Genomic DNA, 17,621 nt, shown 5'->3' with positions numbered 1-17,621 from the left:
GCAGGGAAATACACTTGAGATGCAAAAAATAACGGATAAAATACATTGATTTTATCCGTTATTTTTTAATTCCTAGAAAACTACTTAGTTAAAAGCCAAATAACTGTTTGATTTCCTTTGTAAAATTTCTACTCAATGGCACCTTTTCGCCGTTATTCATACATAATAAATACGTAGAATTAAACCATGGCTCTATTTCGCAAATTTTCTCTTTATTTACTAAATAAGAACGATGGACTTTCATAATCGGACTGTTTATCAGCTTTTGTTCTAATTGACTTAGTGTGAAGGTAACAGTCAATTCCTCTTCATCGGTAACAAGTAATGTTTTTCCATTTTGTGCACTAATATAAATGATATTGTCTATATCGATGATTTTAATTTTTTCGTTCGTTGAAATGGCGAGCTTATTTTTATGTATCGGAGATTTAGTTAGCTTTTTTTCTTGCTCTTTGTTACTCTTTCTCTCCCTCATCTTTACTAGTTTGATAATCGTTTGATTAATTCGTTCTTCTTCAAATGGTTTGAGAAGATAATCAAGTGCATTGACATTAAATGCTTGCAAAGCATATTCATCATAGGCTGTTGCAAAGACAATTTCAGGGGTATTTCCCTTTTGTTTTAATCGTTCGGCTAAGCTCATACCGTTCTCTTCCCCAAGCTCAATATCTAAAAATATCACATCAATTTCAAGATCATCAATTAATTGTAAGGCAGTTTCTAGACAATCACATTCTCCCATTATCTCTATCTTATTACTTCTTTTTAATAGATAGCATAATTCATCTCTTGCTAATGGTTCGTCTTCTACAATTAATGCTTTAATCATCTGCTCCCCTCCAGATTGATGGTTCTTTAAATGGTATTTTGATCATGACCTTTGTGCCTCTATTCCACTCACTTTCAATAGTAAATCTCCCATTATCACCATAAATTTTTTTTATTCTTTCTTGTATATTCCAAAGCGCAGTTCCGGTACCAGTGTTAGATGCAATTGTTTTTTGCCCAATCATATAAAGCGTATCCTCACTCATCCCTTTGCCGTCATCTTCTGCAATCAGCACCATTCTATCTTTTTCTTTATAAGCACATATCGTAATATTGCCAACTGTTCCTTTTGAAAAGGCGTGACGTATCGCATTTTCTACTAAAGGCTGTAGGGTAAAAGGGGGAATAAGCACTTTTTTTAATTCAGGATCAATGGACGATTTCAAGATGAATTTATCTGGAAATCTTGCTTCTTCTAATGCTAAAAAAGCATGCACATGTTCTAATTCCTGTGTTAAAGGGATTAACATATTTTTCGAGCCTTGAATGTTGCTGCGAAAATAACTACTCAATTTTCGAATCATTTCCCGTGCTTTCTCTCCATCTGTACGAATTAGTGCTGAAATAGTATTCATACTGTTAAAAAGAAAATGGGGATGAACCTGTGCTTGCAATGCTTTAATCTCAGCATCTTTTAGTAGCCTTTGCTGAAGCTCTGCCTCTGCCAATTCCAGCTGTAAAGAAAATAATTTACTTAAACCTTCTGCCATTGTGTATTCTACTAACTGAATGTTTTTTGGGTTAGCAAAATAAAGCTTTAAGGAACCGACTATTTTATTATTTGCTTTTAGAGGCAATAAAATAGCAGCATGCAGTGGGCAATCTTCATTATTGCATTGGATATCCTCTTTATTTTTGGCTATTAATATATGTCCTTCTTTTAATACTTTTTCTGTAAGTTTTGTAGAGGTTTTATCAAGAGGAATATGATGATCTCTCCCTAGACCTTCATGTGCTAAAACAATGGATCTATTTGTAATAGATACTGCATCTGCATTAGTTGCTTTAAGCATAATTTTAGCAACCTGTTTACTTGACTCAGGGTTTAGGCCTTGCCTAAAATAGGCTAATGTGGATTGTGCGATATTTAAAGCAATATTTGTCTGGACTGCTTTCGTTTTTTCCTCTTCTAATAGGATGTTTTGAATGATATAAATAAAAATCAACATCCCAAATCCATTAATGATAATCATCGGAAAGGCGATAATTTTGACTAGTTCAAATGCAAGATTTAATGGAGATGCGATTAGAAGGATGAATACCATTTGAATAATTTCCATCGTTATTCCGATAATTACAGCCTTGCTGGCCGAATCTTGCTGGATCGAATACTTCCTGCCAAGAAAACCGGTAACTACACCTGCCATGATGGTAGATAATCCACAGGCGAGCGCGGTGAATCCGCCTAGCGTTAAGCGGTGTAGACCAGCTATTAATCCCACCCCTAGACCTACTATAGGACCGCCAATCATGCCACCAATTGCAACACCCATGATTCGCGTATTTGCAATTGCGCTTGAAACATCCAGTTCATGCTGCCATGTATGTGTACTGATGCTTCCTTGTAAAATTTCTACCCCAGTATAGTTGCTGATAATTCCGAATAAACCAAAGATAAGAATTAAATAGAGCTTATCCTGCCATTGTGATTCTTTATGGATAATCGAGCGGAAAATCTTGATTCTCGATAATAAGAAGGCAAAAATAACTAAAATACCGACTCGTTCAATCATTAGTGGAAGTAGCTGTACCAATGTATTCCCCACCCTCCTATTTTACTCAACCATATTATAGTAAATTACAAGATTTATAGAAAGCCTTTTCAATTAGTTTGTGGCTAATTTCCTATTTTGTGATTCGCTTCCTTTGTATGATATGATTAACCAATAGGATTTGAAAGGTTGGTTGAATGAATGGCTGGAAAAAAATATTATGTTGTATGGAATGGGAGAAAACCAGGGATTTATCGCACTTGGGCTGAATGCGAAAAACAGACAAAAGGTTTTAAAGGAGCCGCTTTTAAATCTTTTCCAACTTTAGAGGAAGCAGAAAAAGCCTTTAATCAAGGTGGAAATTTTGGTCAAACAGCTTCGAAAGGGTCTTCCTCTAAAAAACAGTCTAGCACTACATTTGAAGCAATTGATGAAAATAGCATTTCTGTAGATGCTGCATGCAGTGGAAATCCTGGATTGATGGAATATCGTGGAGTACATACGAAAACCGGAGAAGTCATCTTCCATTATGGACCGGTATTTGGAACGAATAATATTGGTGAATTTTTAGGAATTGTACACGCACTTAACCTTCTGCAAAAAGAAGGAAAGAATACCACTATATACAGTGACAGTATGACAGCTCTAGCTTGGGTACGGAATAAAAAAGCAAACACAACCCTTGTGAGAGATAAACGTACAGAGGAATTATGGCAATTAATCGAGCGCGCGGAAAAATGGCTGAAGGAAAACACCTATTCAAACAAGATTTTAAAATGGGATACGAATAAATATGGGGAAATTAAAGCTGATTTTGGACGTAAATAGTTTACCTATTGTGTAAATAACAAATCTATAATGGAAACAATACACATCTAGGTATAAAAAAAGAACTTAGAGATTTTGCTAAGTTCTTTTTCTTTATGTAGGTAAATCATCTCTACTTAATTTAAATATCTATATAGGAGAAAACTAGCAAAATAACAAATTTGTAGTATTTTTTTACTAATTATTCGTATGAATCTGCTATTATAATAGAATAAGCTTTAAAAATGATTGTAATACATAGGAGTGAATGTCATTGACAAAGAAAGTTTATTTTAACCATGATGCAGGAATTGATGATTTAGTTTCCCTTTTTCTGCTACTACAAATGGATGAAGTGGAATTAATTGGTGTCTCTGTTATTCCGGCAGATGGCTATTTAGAGCCTGGTATTAGTGCAAGTAGAAAGATTATTGATCGATTTGGTAATGGAACAATTGAAGTTGCTAGATCCAATTCTCGTGGAGTGAATCCTTTTCCAAAAGAATGGAGAATGCACACTTTTTATGTAGATGCATTGCCGATTTTAAATGAAAGTGGTGCAGTAGTTGCACCTGAAAGTGAACTTCCTGCACATGAACATTTAATTAAAGCAGTTAGAGAAAATCCAGAAAAAACGACGCTTTTATTTACTGGCCCGTTAACAGATTTGGCAAGAGCATTAGAGATTGCCCCAGACATTCAAGCGAAAATTGAGAAATTAGTTTGGATGGGTGGAACATTCCTAGAGGTTGGTAATGTCCAAGAACCGGAGCATGATGGGACTGCGGAATGGAATGCTTTCTGGGATCCATGGGCAGTATCAACAGTGTGGGCTAGTGATTTAACGATTGAAATGGTGGCATTAGAAAGTACAAATCAAGTGCCGCTAACCCTTTCAGTACGTAATCAATGGGCATCATTAAGAAGATTTACAGGTGTGGATTTCATTGGGCAATGTTATGCAGCTTGTCCCCCTCTTGTTCATGTGGAGACAAACTCTACCTACTATTTATGGGATGTTTTAACCACTGCAACGATTGGAAAAAAAGAATTGGTTAAAATGAAAGAAGTGAAATCAATCGCTTTAACAGAAGCACCTTCCCAAGGTAGAACATTACTAAGTGAACAAGGTCGCCCTGTTTCTGTTGTTTATGATGCAAATCGTGATGCGTTTTTCGAATACATTACAGGTTTAGCGAAACTTGCGAAAAATGATTAATAAAAAAAGACCATATTTCTAATCTTTTTACAAAAGGATTAAAAATATGGTCTAGAATAAAAATTTAATATTCTGCCAACGTTTCAATAATCTTATCTTCTATATCTTTTCCTTTTTCTTCATCGACAAGATGGTTTAATAAAATGGAAAAGATATACTTTTTTCCACTACTGCTTTCCATGTATCCAGATAATGTGCTGACAGCAGTAAGGGTTCCTGTTTTTGCCAAGACATTCCCTTTTGTATTTTCGGAGTTTAGTCTATTTCTAAGTGTTCCTCCTACCATTCGTTCTTCCATCCCTGAAACGGGTAATGCTTGACTGAAAGTGGAAAACCAAGGTTCTGCTTGGACTTCATATAGAAATAGACTCAAATCATTTGCGGAAATAAAGTCGATTGGCGAAATGCCAGATCCATCTCGGATTAGCATGTTTTTTGGATCAAGCTGGAATGCTATTAATTCTTCTTCCATAACCTCCAGACCCTTTTCAAAACTCCCTTTCCCTTTTTTAACGACGCCCATTTCTTTGACTAATGTTTCTGCAATCGTATTATTACTCAATTTCATCAATGGAATGAGTAATTCAGAGAGAGGCATGGAAGAATGGGTGGTAATAAGGGAGGCTATTTGTGGAGTTTTCCCTTTTTTGACTGTCCCATTCCATTGTATTCCTTCTTTCTTTAATGCTTGCTGAAATACATCTAATGTATATTTAGTGGGATCATTAACAGGAATCCACTCTTTTTTTAAGGTTGTAGTAATTGGTAGCCTTCCTGTAATGGTTACTACTTTACTATTATGTTTTTTTCTAACTTTCAAGCTAGTTCCTGATTCTTTATCACCGGTTTTTGCTTTATTTACTAGTTGGATTTCGGTTGTTTTGGGCATAGAAGTAATCTCAACAGAATCTCCTCTATTTTTTCCTGGCTTTATTTCCAGCAATACAGTCCCTGCGTCATATTCTTTATTCGGTGAAAGGGTTAAAGCAGAGATTGGTGCTCCATAATAAGATGTTTCATCACTCCATGCTAAATCAATGGAATAAGGTGTATCATCATACCATGAATCATCACCAATGACGTTACCATCAATGTAACGGATTCCTTTATTCTTCAGTTCTTTGGCCATCTTTTCTAAATCAGTTGCTAGTAGGCTTGTATCTCCATTCCCTTTTATGTATAAATTTCCTTTTAAATGACCATCTTCCACTCTTCCATCTCCATAGATTTCCGTAATAAATTGATAGTCTTCTCCCAATACTTTTAAGGCAACTGCTGATGTCAATAATTTCATATTGGATGCTGGTGTTAAGCGTAAATCACTCATATGTTCAAAAAGAATAGTCCCAGATTCTCGGTCACGTATGCTAATACCTGCTAAGCTCCCTTTAAGCTCTGGTTCCGTACTTAAGAGTGATTCAATTGCAGTAGATAATGTTGCTTTTTTATGATTTTCTGCTGCTAAAGCCTTTGAAGAGAAAGCATTAGGTGTGCTGCCAGATAGGAAAATGGAGATTATCATTACTAATAATATCCCCTTTTTTAATAAAGCCATTTTCTCACTCCTTATCTTACAAATTCTTTCATCCATGGATAAGTTGCGCGTAAAGCGGGCTAAAGGAATAGTCTGTCCATTTTTTGAAAAATTACTCCTAATATATGCGGAAAAATATTTAAAACTGACATCCTGGACAATAAAAACTTTTTTTAGAAGAAATTTTCACCATCCTGATTTTATTCTGGCAACGTTGACATGCTTCCCCTTCTCTATCATATACTTTGCAAAGGTCATTGTAGCTCCCTGTTTTTGTATCGCCTACATATAAGGGATGCTCCATATATCCGCCTATATTCGTTGCGGCCGCTAGTGTTTTCTTCATAGATCGATAAAGGTTCTTTATTTCGTGATCCTTTAAGTCTTCTAGTTTTCTTGTTGGCAATAGCTGTGCTTCATAACATATTTCATCGGAATAGCAATTTCCGATGCCAGAGATAAAATGTTGATCAACTAATTTAAGCTTTAAAGTACCTCTCTTCGTGTTTACCGTGTTTATAAAGAGGTCCTCCGTAAAAGTAGGATTAAAAGGCTCTGGACCAAGCTCTTTAAGTTTTTCTTCACACTCTTCTATGGTAAGTAAATGAAGATACCCTAAGCGTAATCCGATAAAATATAGATGTTTTTCTCCAAACGAAAATTGGATCTGAATCGTTCGTTTTGGCTTCTCGTCTTCTTTCCCATAAAACATCCATCCACCTAGCATTAAATGAAGCAACAAGAGCTTTTGATTGGATAAATGAAAGAGTAAATGTTTGGCGCGTCTTTCGATTCGTATGATGAATGCATTTTCCATTTGATTTAAGAAGGTTGAAATCGGCATATTTATTGATTTTTCACGATTAATGGCAATAGAAGTAATCGGTCGATTGACAATCAATTCACTTAATTGGATTTTGTAATTTTCCATTTCTGGTAATTCAGGCATCGTATCTTCTCCTTTGACGTTTCCTTCTTATTTTTTCCAGATGAAAGAAAACTATTATAAAAATAAAAGAAGCCATAGTCAGGAGGTATTAATTCTCCTATCTATGGCTTCTGTATCTTACTTTTTATGCATAGCTTGTTTCTCAATACGATATCCAAGTGCTTCAATGGCGTATTGGATGCCTTGCTCTAATGTCGCAAAGGTTTGTATATGTTTTATATCCACACCAGAGTTGATAATTTGCATACTTAATGAAGGATTAATACCAACGAGAACACATTCTCCCCCGATTAGTTCGATTGCTTTCACTAAGCCTTGTAGTCGAAAAATGATAAAGGAATCAAATTCACTAATCCCTGTTAAATCAAGCAGCAGGAAGCTTGCACGACGCTCGGAAAATTCCTTCAATCCTTTTTGCAGTAAATCTTCAAAACGCTCTTCATTAAACTTTCCGATTAGAGGAATTGCTATTATCCCTTGCATAACAGGCATTACCGGAGTTGATAGATGTCTTATTAAAGTAGACAATTCATGCGTTCGCTTCTCTACCATCGATTCTAATTCATTTATGTAATTCGCTTCTTTTCCTCTGGCAATTTCATGGACATTACGATGTGGAGTAATTGTAGATACAAATATATTTAACTCATCATAATCATGTCCTTGAGATTGACTTTGGGTTAATTCATACCACATATCTTCTTGAAAAAGTCCACTAAAAACACCAGCCCAATGACTTGGCAATAAGACGGCCGATTGATTAGGATTTAGAGATTGAAAGATTCGGTGCTCCCATGTGTTTTTTAATTGTACCGTAACGGTTTTCGCTTCTTTATTAAAGTCAGTAACGGTAACATTTCCCCAGCCAGCACTTGAGTATATTTCACTATATTTCTTTATAACTTCTTCAATGGTAAAACGATTTTGATAGTAGTCATTTACGAGGAGACCCATGCGGAATCCAGTCGTTTCAAAGACAGCATTTGAAGCATCCGGTCCGGAAATTTCCATAATCGTACTTAAAAATATCTCAAATGCATTATCCCAAAACAAGAGTGCTGGTGATCCATCGAAATGGAAAACACCATCCTCCCTATTCCATGAAAATTCACTAGAATTAATCTGAACTTTTTGATTCGCTTCTTCTGACATTTCTCTCCCTCACTTACGAAATCGAATATGTTTCTCTTTTATACTTACTACACCTTAAGCAGATAAGCTTTCTTGTAAAGAAAATAAAAAGATATAAGCTAATTTTAATGCTTCTCCTATTTCCATATTTTTATGGAAACCGTTGACTTTTTCTAAAGAGAAATTAACGTCCCATACTCCGTCATTTCCATTAAACATAAGATGGTAATAAGTCTCGTCTCCTACTAAATGCTCTTCCATAAATGCACGGATTTCTTTGTCCTTCTTTTTTGGAGATTTTAAGCCACATAATATTTCATAGGTTCCAAAGACTGAATCTACTTCTATTGACATAGAATCAACAGCAATTACCTCAAATGTTTTTGTTTCCACATAGAGATATACATCTATATTTTTTTCTAAGTATTGAACTTCTTCCTTTAAGAAAGTGACATCTACGTTTTCCTTTACTACTTCGTCCGTTTCCTTGTTCGCAAGCTCCATATATAGATCAGAAAAACGCTCTGCTGAATTTCCGACAACTATATTAACCTCTGAAAGCTCTTCTTTTCTAACATAATTCAATTCCTCTTCAAAAAGAACAACTTTCCCTTCTTTTTGTGCTTTTTCTAGATGATTTTTCATTTCCGTTTTTAACAATGGAATGAGCTCCTTTCAACGATAAATTCCTTTTTGGATTTAAGAATTTATCTTTTTCCCGTTCTTTTCTTTGGTTTTGTCCGTTTTTTTGCAGGTGATTGGAATGTGCTTGATTTCTTGCTACTATCTGAGAAACGTTTGCGTTTACTGTCATTACTTTGTTTATCCGATTTAGAAGAACGCTGCGACTCTCTATTATTCTTAGGAGAAGCTTGTCTTTTGTCCTTCTTTACATGTGGTCTCGTTTCTATATCTTTCTTCGTACTGTCGGTCTTTTTGGGCTGCTGTATTTTTTCAATTTTAATATCCAATTGCTCTTCAATTTCATCCAACAGTGGTCTATCATCGGAGGAATAAAAGGTTACGGCATACCCTTCTGTGCCTGCTCTTCCCGTTCTTCCAATTCGATGCACATAACTCTCCGCATCCATTGGGATATCATAATTATAAACATGGGTAATCCCATCAATATCCAACCCTCTAGCCGCAACATCTGTAGCAATTAATAATTGGAATTTCCCATCTCGGAATGCTTTCATTACCTGCTCTCTTTTCGTTTGCGACAAATCACCGTGCAATTGGCCACAGCTAAATTTATTTGCAAGCAATACTTCATATAATTTTGTGACGCGACGCTTTGTTCGACAAAAGATTACTGCCATATAAGGATTTGCTTCCTTCACTAAGCTCATTAACGTTCCTTGCTTAGCGCGATCCGTTGTATGTATACTTACTTGCTTCACTGTTTTCGCTGGACCTTGTTTTGCTTCCACTGTAAAATATTCGGCATTTCTTGTATATTTTTTCGCAAGCTTTTCGACTTCCTTTGAAATTGTTGCGGAAAATAATAAAGTTTGTCTTGCTTTAGGTATCTTTCTCATAATAAAGCCTATCTCATCTAAAAATCCAATATGAAGCATTTGATCTGCTTCATCTAATACAAAATAGGAGATTTTACTTAGATCAATTGTTCCTCGTTTAATATGATCAATTAATCTACCTGGTGTTGCCACGACAATCGAAACGTCATTTTGCAAGACTTTCAATTGCTTATCCACATCCTGGCCACCGTAAACAGCTAGAACCTTTACTGTTTCTTGTTTCATTTTCATGATTTCAGCGGTTATTTGAATAGCCAGTTCTCTTGTTGGCGTTAAGATTAGCGTTTGAACGTGATTTGCATCGGTATCCATTTTTTCTAAAATCGGCAATACAAATGCAAATGTCTTGCCTGTACCCGTTTGTGCTTGGGCAATTAAATCAACCCCTTTAAGGAGTGGGGGAATAACCTTTGCTTGAATTGGAGTTGGCTGTTTTATTCCTTGTTTTTTGAGCTTTTCGATTGTTGATGAAGACAATCCGATGTCTGTAAATGATTGCATTGTTCCTACCTACTTTCTTTGCGCTAATATAGCAATTACCATTTATATATTTTGGCTTTTTCTGAAGAAATAATCAAGTGACCATAAATAAAAGACTACAGGTAGATTTGAACATGCAAACTCTACTTGTAGCCTGACATATGCTTATATTAATAACGATTTAATTCTTTTATAATTTCCTCTAATGCATTTTTGCTTTTGTTCTGTTGCATTTTTTCAATCATTAAAGCCCTGTTTCCTTGAATTTCTTTGAGTGTGTGAAGGAAATGGTCTTTAGTTAACGATTCTTCTTCTATCATATAGGAGTAACCATTTTCCGTAAAGACTTTCCCATTTAATATTTGATCGCCTCTGCTTTGCTGCTTCGTTAACGGAATAATCACCATTGGTATGCGTAATGCTAGAAATTCAAAGATAGAATTCGATCCGCCTCTTGTAACGACTACTTCCGTCGCTGCTAAAATATCGGCTAACTCCTCATACACATACTCAAATTGCTTATAGCCTTTTATCTCTGAATGCTCTTCTGAAAGATTGCCTTTGCCACATAGATGGACGATTTGATAGGTTTGTAATAGTGTATCTAAATTATCACGAACAACTTCATTTATTTTTTTTGCCCCTAGGCTGCCGCCCATAACTGTAAGAATCGGCTTTTGACTAGTAAATCCTAGAAAAAGCTTCCCTTTAGCCGCCGAACCGGAGAGTATTTCTTTTCGAATCGGAGATCCTATTGCTTTACTTTTTTCTGTAGGAAGATATTGCAATGTTTCTTCAAAAGATGTGAAGATTTTCGATGCAAATCGCACAGATAATTTATTAGCTAATCCAGGTGTTAAATCACTCTCATGAAGAATGACAGGTATCTTTAATTGACGGGCTGCAATGACAACAGGTACGGAAACAAATCCACCCTTTGAAAAAACGACATTTGGTTTACTTTTTTTCAGTACTTTTCTTGCATCATAACAGCCTTTTATTACTTTGAAAATGTCCTTGATATTTTCTTTTGATAGATATCTTCTTAACTTCCCACTTGAAATCGAGTGATAAGGAATATCGATTTTCTCAATTAAATCCTTTTCGATTCCTGCTTTGCTGCCGATATAGGAAATATCCCAGTCTTGTTTATTTAACTCATTAATGATGGCAATATTCGGGGTAACATGCCCAGCTGAACCCCCACCAGTAAACACGATTTTTTTCAAAATGTATCAGACTCCTATTCTTTTTTCCATTTTCGCAGCGAAAAAGCCAGATGTTATCATAAGGAATCTGGCTTTAAATAGTCATAGTATATGATGATTACACTAATTTCAGAATCTCTTCAATCGCATATGCTACGCCATCTTCGTTGTTACTCTTCGTAATATCACTTGCTCTTTTTTTTATTTCTTCTGGTGCATTTTCCATCGCAAAGGATCTTGTTGATACTTCAAATTGGGTTAGGTCATTACCGCCATCCCCAAAAGAATATACCTCATCAAAGGAAAGGTTTCGCAGATTTTCATAACGTCTAATTGCTTTTCCTTTTTGCGCTTCACTTGAAGTGATTTCACAATTATTTGGAAAAGATGAAGAGTAAGAAATTGTATCATGCTTTTTTAAAGCTTCTTTCACTTTATCAATTTTCTCCAATTGCGTTTCATCGACAACAGCGATTAATTTGTAGATTTTAAGATCTTTTAAATGAAGGATTGACTCATAATCTTGTTGATCGAAAAGTGCTTGAATCTCATCCCAAGATTTCCCACGAAGCATTGGCAATGTTCCTGGAAATCCGCCTTGATTTGTATAAACGAGAATCCCTACCTCAAGCTTTTGCAATGCTTTTAGCAAGGTTTGATATAAGTCAATCGAAATTTGTGTTTCATATAGCAGGTTTCCTGTTTCATCATACATCATGCTGCCATTTAAGCAAAAAATCGGAAGCTCTAATTCTTTCACACCATCTACTTTGATTACATCTGCGTATTGGCGTCCTGTATTTAAAATTACATCAATATGACGATCCTTTAATTTTTGAATAACATTTCGATTTGCTTCTGATATTTGATGATGGTCATCTAGTAAAGTACCATCTAAATCAATGGATACACATTTCATTTTCTTTTTCCCCCTAGCAATTCCAACAATGATACTTTCTCTATTTTAGCATATATTATTGCTTTCTTTGTGATTATTTACTGCTCGTATCTAGTGGTTCTAATATGGCTTCTATATCTGCTCGTTTTGGCTCTAAAAATGGTGGAAGTGCAAGTGATTCTCCCAAATGTTCAACTGCTTCATCTGTAGCAAATCCAGGTCCATCTGTTGCAATTTCAAATAAGATTCCGTTCGGTTCTCTAAAATAGAGGGACTTAAAATAATATCGATCAACGAAGCCTGAATTTTGGAAGCGTGAATCATTAATTTTTTCTATCCAAGTGTGTAATTCTTCCTCATTATCAGCACGAAAGGCTACATGGTGTACGCCACCTCTTCCAAGCCGCTGTACCTTTAAATCTGTGCGTTCCTCTAGATGGATTTCTGTGCCAGAACCTCCCTCGCCTGTCTCAAATACTTGTATAGGAGGCTGATTTTCGAAAGTGGATGGATAGGTATCCTTTAAGCGAAAGCCAAGTAAATCAGTTAACACGCTAATAGTAGACGCTGAACGACGTACCGTTAATTGCACAGGACCAAGACCTGTGATTGCAAATTCAGTTGGAACCGGGCTTTTATCCCATGGAATGCCTGCTTTTACCCCGGTATCATGCTCATCTGAAACGAAGAAAAATCGCTGTGTCTCAAAGTCTCTAAATTCCAATGTCAATCGTCCAGCTCTTTCTGTGATTTCCCCATGCGTAACACCAAACTCATCCAAACGTTTTACCCAGTAATCTAATGCTTTATCACTTGGCACTCGAAGCGAGGTTGCTGAAATACTGCTTACTCCTTCTCTGTTAGGTGCCATATGGGGTATTTCAAAAAACGTGAGCTCTGTCCCAGGATTTCCTTGTTCATCTCCATAAAATAGATGGTAGACAGAAGGATTATCTTGATTAACCGTTTTCTTTATTAATCGGAGTCCTAGTACATTTGTGTAAAAGGCATAATTATCTTTTGCTTTCGCTGTCATGGCAGAAACATGATGAATTCCTTTTAAGTTCATATAAAAAGTTCCTCCTTCTCATTATGTGAGGGCTCTGAAAAAAGTATATTTTTTCCAAATTAAATAAGGATTTATTTATTTGAAAGCGAATACTAGTTGGTTTGTAGAGGTGATAGCTCGACTCCTATAGGAGCTGCAAGTAAGTCCGAGACCTAGCAGGAGGATCGGCGCTCGCACCATGGAAAGCGAGGTGTCGCCTCGGAAAACAAATGAAATACCCGAAATTAAAAGTCGGTCACCAACAATAATGATTATATTGCAGTTTTTCAGTGCCCCCCAATATGTATGGATGAATCTATGATAATATATATTGTTCCATTGTTAAGCTTTACTAACCACTAAATAGTTATAGGTAATTTAGACAAAGTGGAAAAAGGGCATTTGCCTTTCATTCTAAGGATATAATTATCTCTTTAGAATGTTAGCTAAAATGATGCCCTTTAATTATATTATATTTGGATTTCAAGTTGCACAGGGCAATGGTCGCTTCCCATTACATCACAATGGATATTTACATCAGAAATATTGTCTTTTAATTGATTAGAGACGATAAAATAGTCAATTCTCCACCCAATATTTCTTTCTCTAACCTTTGCCATATAGCTCCACCATGTGTACACATCAGATCGTTCTGGGTATAAATATCTAAAGCTATCTACAAATCCTAATTGTAATAAGCTAGTCATTTCCCCTCTTTCCTCTGTAGTAAAGCCTGAATTACCAATATTCGGCTTCGGATTTTTTAAGTCGATTTCTTGATGGGCTACATTTAAATCGCCACAATAAATTACCGGCTTCACTGCTTCTAGTGATAAAATATATTGCTTTAGTTGTTTTTCCCATTCTACTCGATAGGACAATCTGCTTAAATCTCGCTTTGAATTTGGTGTATATACATTTAGTAGAAAGAAGTTTTCAAACTCTAACGTAATGGTTCTTCCTTCTAATTCTTCAAAGTCTTCTCCGATGCCATACTGAACAGAAAGGGGTTTTTCCTTTGTAAAAACAGCTGTTCCTGAATAGCCCTTTCTTTCTGCATAATTCCAAAACTGGTGGTAGCCTTCTAATTCTAGTTTAATTTGTCCTTCTTGCAGCTTTGTCTCTTGAAGACAAAAGATATCTGCATCTATTTGCTGGAAAAAATCCAAAAAGCCTTTTTTCACACAGGCTCTAATTCCATTAACATTCCAAGTTACTAATTTCATAAAAAATACTCCTAACTATATCAATCTTCTAATTAATAAGAGTATCATGAAATAAGGATTCGTTAAAGGATTATATCTTGGAAGAAAAGGCTATTTATATACTAGCGCAACTCTAAATATACCAATATAAAAAATGCGCTCTATGTCTATTTTAAAATATGCGTAAATGTCCTATTAATTTTTTGCTGACAATAACCCTTTTCGTAGCTATTCATATTTCATCACAAGAGAAGTCAGTACACTCGTATGTATCCAAACGTATAATTGTTTAAATTATATTTGTTCATTCTTTAGTCTATAACAATTTAGCAGACGATCTCCTATTTTATATATAAATAAAGACGATGTTAGCAATTGTTAGCATCGTCTTTCTAGTAAGTTCCAATAAAACTTAATATTTTTTATTTAAATTTATTAGGGATGTAACTGTTTAATTTGTGAATATAAGACGTAGACATTATTAACAAATAAAAGCTCCCACAATGATTAATAAAATAAACAACACGACAACTAAGACAAAGTCATTCTTTTGATAGGTTGGGCCGCAATAACTGTAAGCTGGTGCTGTGTAGGTAGGGAAAGATGGAGCATTCATAAAAAAAGCAGGCGACGTGTTCGGCTGTGGAGGAACATTCGCACCTTGAGTTGGAGGTGCATTTACGTTAGCGTACATTATCATACATCCTTTCTTATAGTAAGGTTATCACTACATGATACTCTCAAAAGTGAAAATGGAGCCCGTCTACTGAAAAATGGGTATGTACCCATTAATTCGAAACGATATTTACAAATCAATAAACAGAATCAGCCTTTGAACAGATATCCCAACTGTGTTAGATAATTCTGATATCTTAGTGTGGATATGGAACTGTAATTATGATGCACAACAGGTAATTGGGGTTTGAATGCAATACTTCTCGTTTGCCCTTTTGCTAATCTTGATAATTGGGTAAATGATGGCCTTGTCACCAAACTTGTCAGGACAGCAGAACGATTACTTCCTGTTATTCTCCTTTCATTAAGTACCTGAATGATTTCATTATTCGTCTTTATGGAAAACCCATGTCCGAAAAATCTTCCATCTTCAAGAATAATAGCATTTAATCCTCTAAACCAAGGTGTTTTTAAATCAAAGTCTGGATTTTCAAAGTAAACAATGTCACCAGGTAAAAAACTACTTGAATGAAAGGTTACTAGACCGAGGTCAGTATCTGCATGCCAACTGTAAAGATATAGATTTTGAAAATAAGCATTGAATAGATGTTTTCCTATAGTCTGTAATGTAGCATAGTAATAGATAATGACAGAAGCAGTTGCGCATTCAAACGCATACTGCGAACTGTTCTTATAAATATCCATAATGGCATCAGATGGTTGCACATCTCTTCTCATTAAAAAACCACCAGCCATCGTTAATTGCCAGTAATCAGGGTTGCACCGTGCTTGCTCGAAAATCGTAAACTGAGCCTCTGTTTCATTCATTTCTTTTGCACTATTAATGATATTCTTGCGCATTTTAATTTCGAACTGCAATTCCTCTAAAGAAGGATAAGGATAGATGATATGATCATCATGCATATACTGCAAAATATCTTTTTCCGTCTGCTCCAATGGCCAATTATCTTGAGGTTGAAAGGTTGTTCCTGATATTTGTATCATTTGTTCCTCCATTCACCACTGTTTTCTTCTAGGGGGTATAATCTAAGATATTCCCCTCACCTTTTAAAAATGTAATGGTATTTGCATATTGAGTGCAAATTTCTGTGTTTTATATTAATTGGAGTTAGTTCTTCCATTAATTATTGCAATTTCAATCCTATTTAATTTAATGAAAACTAAATCGCAAATAACATATTTGAGGTGATACTTCTATCAAGCATCACCTCAAATATGTTATTTAGAAACATGTAAACGAAACAATTCTTCTTGTATCAATACCAAAAATCATCCAAAATCTTCCGTTCCATCTGAAACCGGCGACAGATCTTGGACCTATGATAATAGGATAAAACCAAAATCCCTGACCATTACTTAGCCATATAAAGGTATTACGAAACATGCATAAGCTAATTGCTCCTGGATCTATAGCAAATGGCGATGCAACGGCTTGTTGAGGAATAAATGGTGGAGGAGGAGCCGTTGGAGCTTGTGAAGGCTGTAATCCAGGTCCTGAGAAACCAGGAATAGCTGGCGGTCCTCCAAATCCAGGTGCTGGAGGAGGTGGGAGTAGAAAATTCAGAAATTGTCTCTCTGATTGTTGATTAACATTTGCAGCGGGATAGACTTCTTGATTAGACATTCAAACATAACCACCTTATATTTAATAAATCTCTAAAGTATTGTATGTTTTCCTGTATTTTGTGAAGCTTATTCGCTGTATTAAGGACCGCCCAATTTCTACAGAAAATATTTTGCAACTACAAATATGTGTTTGGTAATATATTAAAATTCAAAAAAGCCAAAAAGATGCAAAATTAATCCATGCATGTTTTCAGCCTATTCATAATTCTCATCCTTTATAAACACTATCACATGTACCAGCCTTTGGTTCATAAAAACAATGTTGTTTAAATTGACCAGTAAAAGGTTGGTCATACCAAGTTGGAGGACACGCTCCACTTGGATTAAAGTACCATAAAGCAAATCTTGCTGGGTGATCTCTCCAGTATTTCACATTCTGAAGTGCTAATCTTCTTTCCGACTCTCTTGCTCTTTGGTAAAAGACATTGCCTTTTTGAACAGCTTCAAAAGAATAATTTCCCCCTTGCACTTGGAAAATTACTTGTTTAACGGTTCTTACATCTTTAAAGTCTAAACAATTTCCTATAACACGGTTTACGATTACATTTCCGACATATAGCATTCCTTGGTTTCCTTCACCTTCAGCTTCAGCTCTCATCATTCTGGCCATTAAATCAATATCTGAATCTCTGTAAGCTATTCTTGCCATTTTTCCACCTCCAAAATATTGTACGAAAAAAAAACATCCTATATGACCTTGTTTTGAAATTTTCATCCTTAGTTTTTTATAGTTTGGTTG

General features: G+C 35.5%; 17 protein-coding genes. 2 read left to right on the top strand and 15 right to left on the bottom strand.

The window, feature by feature from the left end; translation table 11 throughout:
• Window positions 1-88: 88 nt before the first annotated feature.
• Together NYE52_RS11580 and NYE52_RS11575 are read right to left on the bottom strand one after the other, a co-directional pair.
• Window positions 89-829, bottom strand: coding sequence for a LytR/AlgR family response regulator transcription factor (locus NYE52_RS11580; protein ID WP_341193197.1), 741 nt, complete (start codon window positions 827-829; stop codon window positions 89-91).
• Window positions 822-2,582: a sensor histidine kinase gene (locus tag NYE52_RS11575; RefSeq protein WP_341195171.1), complete on the bottom strand. Its 1,761-nt coding sequence runs from the start codon at window positions 2,580-2,582 to the stop codon at window positions 822-824. The genes NYE52_RS11580 and NYE52_RS11575 overlap by 8 nt, the downstream gene beginning before the upstream one ends.
• A gap of 159 nt (window positions 2,583-2,741) precedes the next feature.
• Between NYE52_RS11575 and NYE52_RS11570 the strand changes: the two genes are divergently transcribed.
• Window positions 2,742-3,368 (top strand): ribonuclease H family protein, encoded by a 627-nt coding sequence (locus NYE52_RS11570; RefSeq protein WP_341193196.1) that lies wholly within the window; start codon window positions 2,742-2,744, stop codon window positions 3,366-3,368.
• A 253-nt stretch (window positions 3,369-3,621) separates the two neighbouring features.
• Window positions 3,622-4,566, top strand: a complete 945-nt coding sequence (locus NYE52_RS11565; RefSeq protein ID WP_341193195.1) for a nucleoside hydrolase — start codon at window positions 3,622-3,624, stop codon at window positions 4,564-4,566.
• 64 nt (window positions 4,567-4,630) lie between these two features.
• On the opposite strand, the gene dacB is transcribed toward NYE52_RS11565, so the two are convergent.
• The 13 genes from dacB to NYE52_RS11500 form a co-directional block, all read right to left on the bottom strand.
• A complete protein-coding gene (gene dacB / locus NYE52_RS11560; protein WP_341193194.1) occupies window positions 4,631-6,121 on the bottom strand; it encodes a D-alanyl-D-alanine carboxypeptidase/D-alanyl-D-alanine endopeptidase in 1,491 nt (496 codons plus the stop codon).
• A gap of 118 nt (window positions 6,122-6,239) precedes the next feature.
• Window positions 6,240-7,049, bottom strand: coding sequence for an Fpg/Nei family DNA glycosylase (locus tag NYE52_RS11555; RefSeq protein WP_341193193.1), 810 nt, complete (start codon window positions 7,047-7,049; stop codon window positions 6,240-6,242).
• A 117-nt stretch (window positions 7,050-7,166) separates the two neighbouring features.
• Window positions 7,167-8,201: an STAS domain-containing protein gene (locus NYE52_RS11550; RefSeq protein ID WP_341193192.1), complete on the bottom strand. Its 1,035-nt coding sequence runs from the start codon at window positions 8,199-8,201 to the stop codon at window positions 7,167-7,169.
• 54 nt (window positions 8,202-8,255) lie between these two features.
• Window positions 8,256-8,840: a branched-chain amino acid aminotransferase gene (locus NYE52_RS11545; RefSeq protein WP_341193191.1), complete on the bottom strand. Its 585-nt coding sequence runs from the start codon at window positions 8,838-8,840 to the stop codon at window positions 8,256-8,258.
• A 47-nt stretch (window positions 8,841-8,887) separates the two neighbouring features.
• Window positions 8,888-10,222, bottom strand: a complete 1,335-nt coding sequence (locus NYE52_RS11540) for a DEAD/DEAH box helicase (RefSeq protein WP_341193190.1) — start codon at window positions 10,220-10,222, stop codon at window positions 8,888-8,890.
• A gap of 149 nt (window positions 10,223-10,371) precedes the next feature.
• Entirely contained in the window at window positions 10,372-11,430 is a 1,059-nt protein-coding gene (locus NYE52_RS11535) for an undecaprenyldiphospho-muramoylpentapeptide beta-N-acetylglucosaminyltransferase (RefSeq protein WP_341193189.1), read from the bottom strand.
• A gap of 97 nt (window positions 11,431-11,527) precedes the next feature.
• On the bottom strand, window positions 11,528-12,328 hold the full coding sequence (locus NYE52_RS11530; RefSeq protein WP_341193188.1) for an HAD family hydrolase: 801 nt from the start codon (window positions 12,326-12,328) through the stop codon (window positions 11,528-11,530).
• A gap of 73 nt (window positions 12,329-12,401) precedes the next feature.
• Window positions 12,402-13,376 (bottom strand): ring-cleaving dioxygenase, encoded by a 975-nt coding sequence (locus tag NYE52_RS11525; RefSeq protein ID WP_341193187.1) that lies wholly within the window; start codon window positions 13,374-13,376, stop codon window positions 12,402-12,404.
• Window positions 13,377-13,825: 449 nt separating this feature from the next.
• On the bottom strand, window positions 13,826-14,581 hold the full coding sequence (locus NYE52_RS11520) for an exodeoxyribonuclease III (protein WP_341193186.1): 756 nt from the start codon (window positions 14,579-14,581) through the stop codon (window positions 13,826-13,828).
• Between the two features lie 460 nt (window positions 14,582-15,041).
• Window positions 15,042-15,254, bottom strand: coding sequence for a YjcZ family sporulation protein (locus NYE52_RS24745; protein ID WP_445669109.1), 213 nt, complete (start codon window positions 15,252-15,254; stop codon window positions 15,042-15,044).
• Between the two features lie 131 nt (window positions 15,255-15,385).
• Window positions 15,386-16,240: a protein-glutamine gamma-glutamyltransferase gene (locus NYE52_RS11510; protein ID WP_341193185.1), complete on the bottom strand. Its 855-nt coding sequence runs from the start codon at window positions 16,238-16,240 to the stop codon at window positions 15,386-15,388.
• 238 nt (window positions 16,241-16,478) lie between these two features.
• Complete coding sequence (locus NYE52_RS11505) at window positions 16,479-16,880, bottom strand: collagen-like protein (protein WP_341193184.1); 402 nt, start codon at window positions 16,878-16,880, stop codon at window positions 16,479-16,481.
• Between the two features lie 210 nt (window positions 16,881-17,090).
• A complete protein-coding gene (locus tag NYE52_RS11500) occupies window positions 17,091-17,531 on the bottom strand; it encodes a cell wall hydrolase (protein WP_341193183.1) in 441 nt (146 codons plus the stop codon).
• Window positions 17,532-17,621: the final 90 nt, after the last annotated feature.

This window comes from Niallia sp. FSL W8-0635 (assembly GCF_038007965.1).
Lineage (GTDB): Bacteria > Bacillota > Bacilli > Bacillales > Cytobacillaceae > Niallia.
Note: the sequence above shows the minus strand (reverse complement) of the source record. Positions and strands in the feature narration are given on the sequence as shown.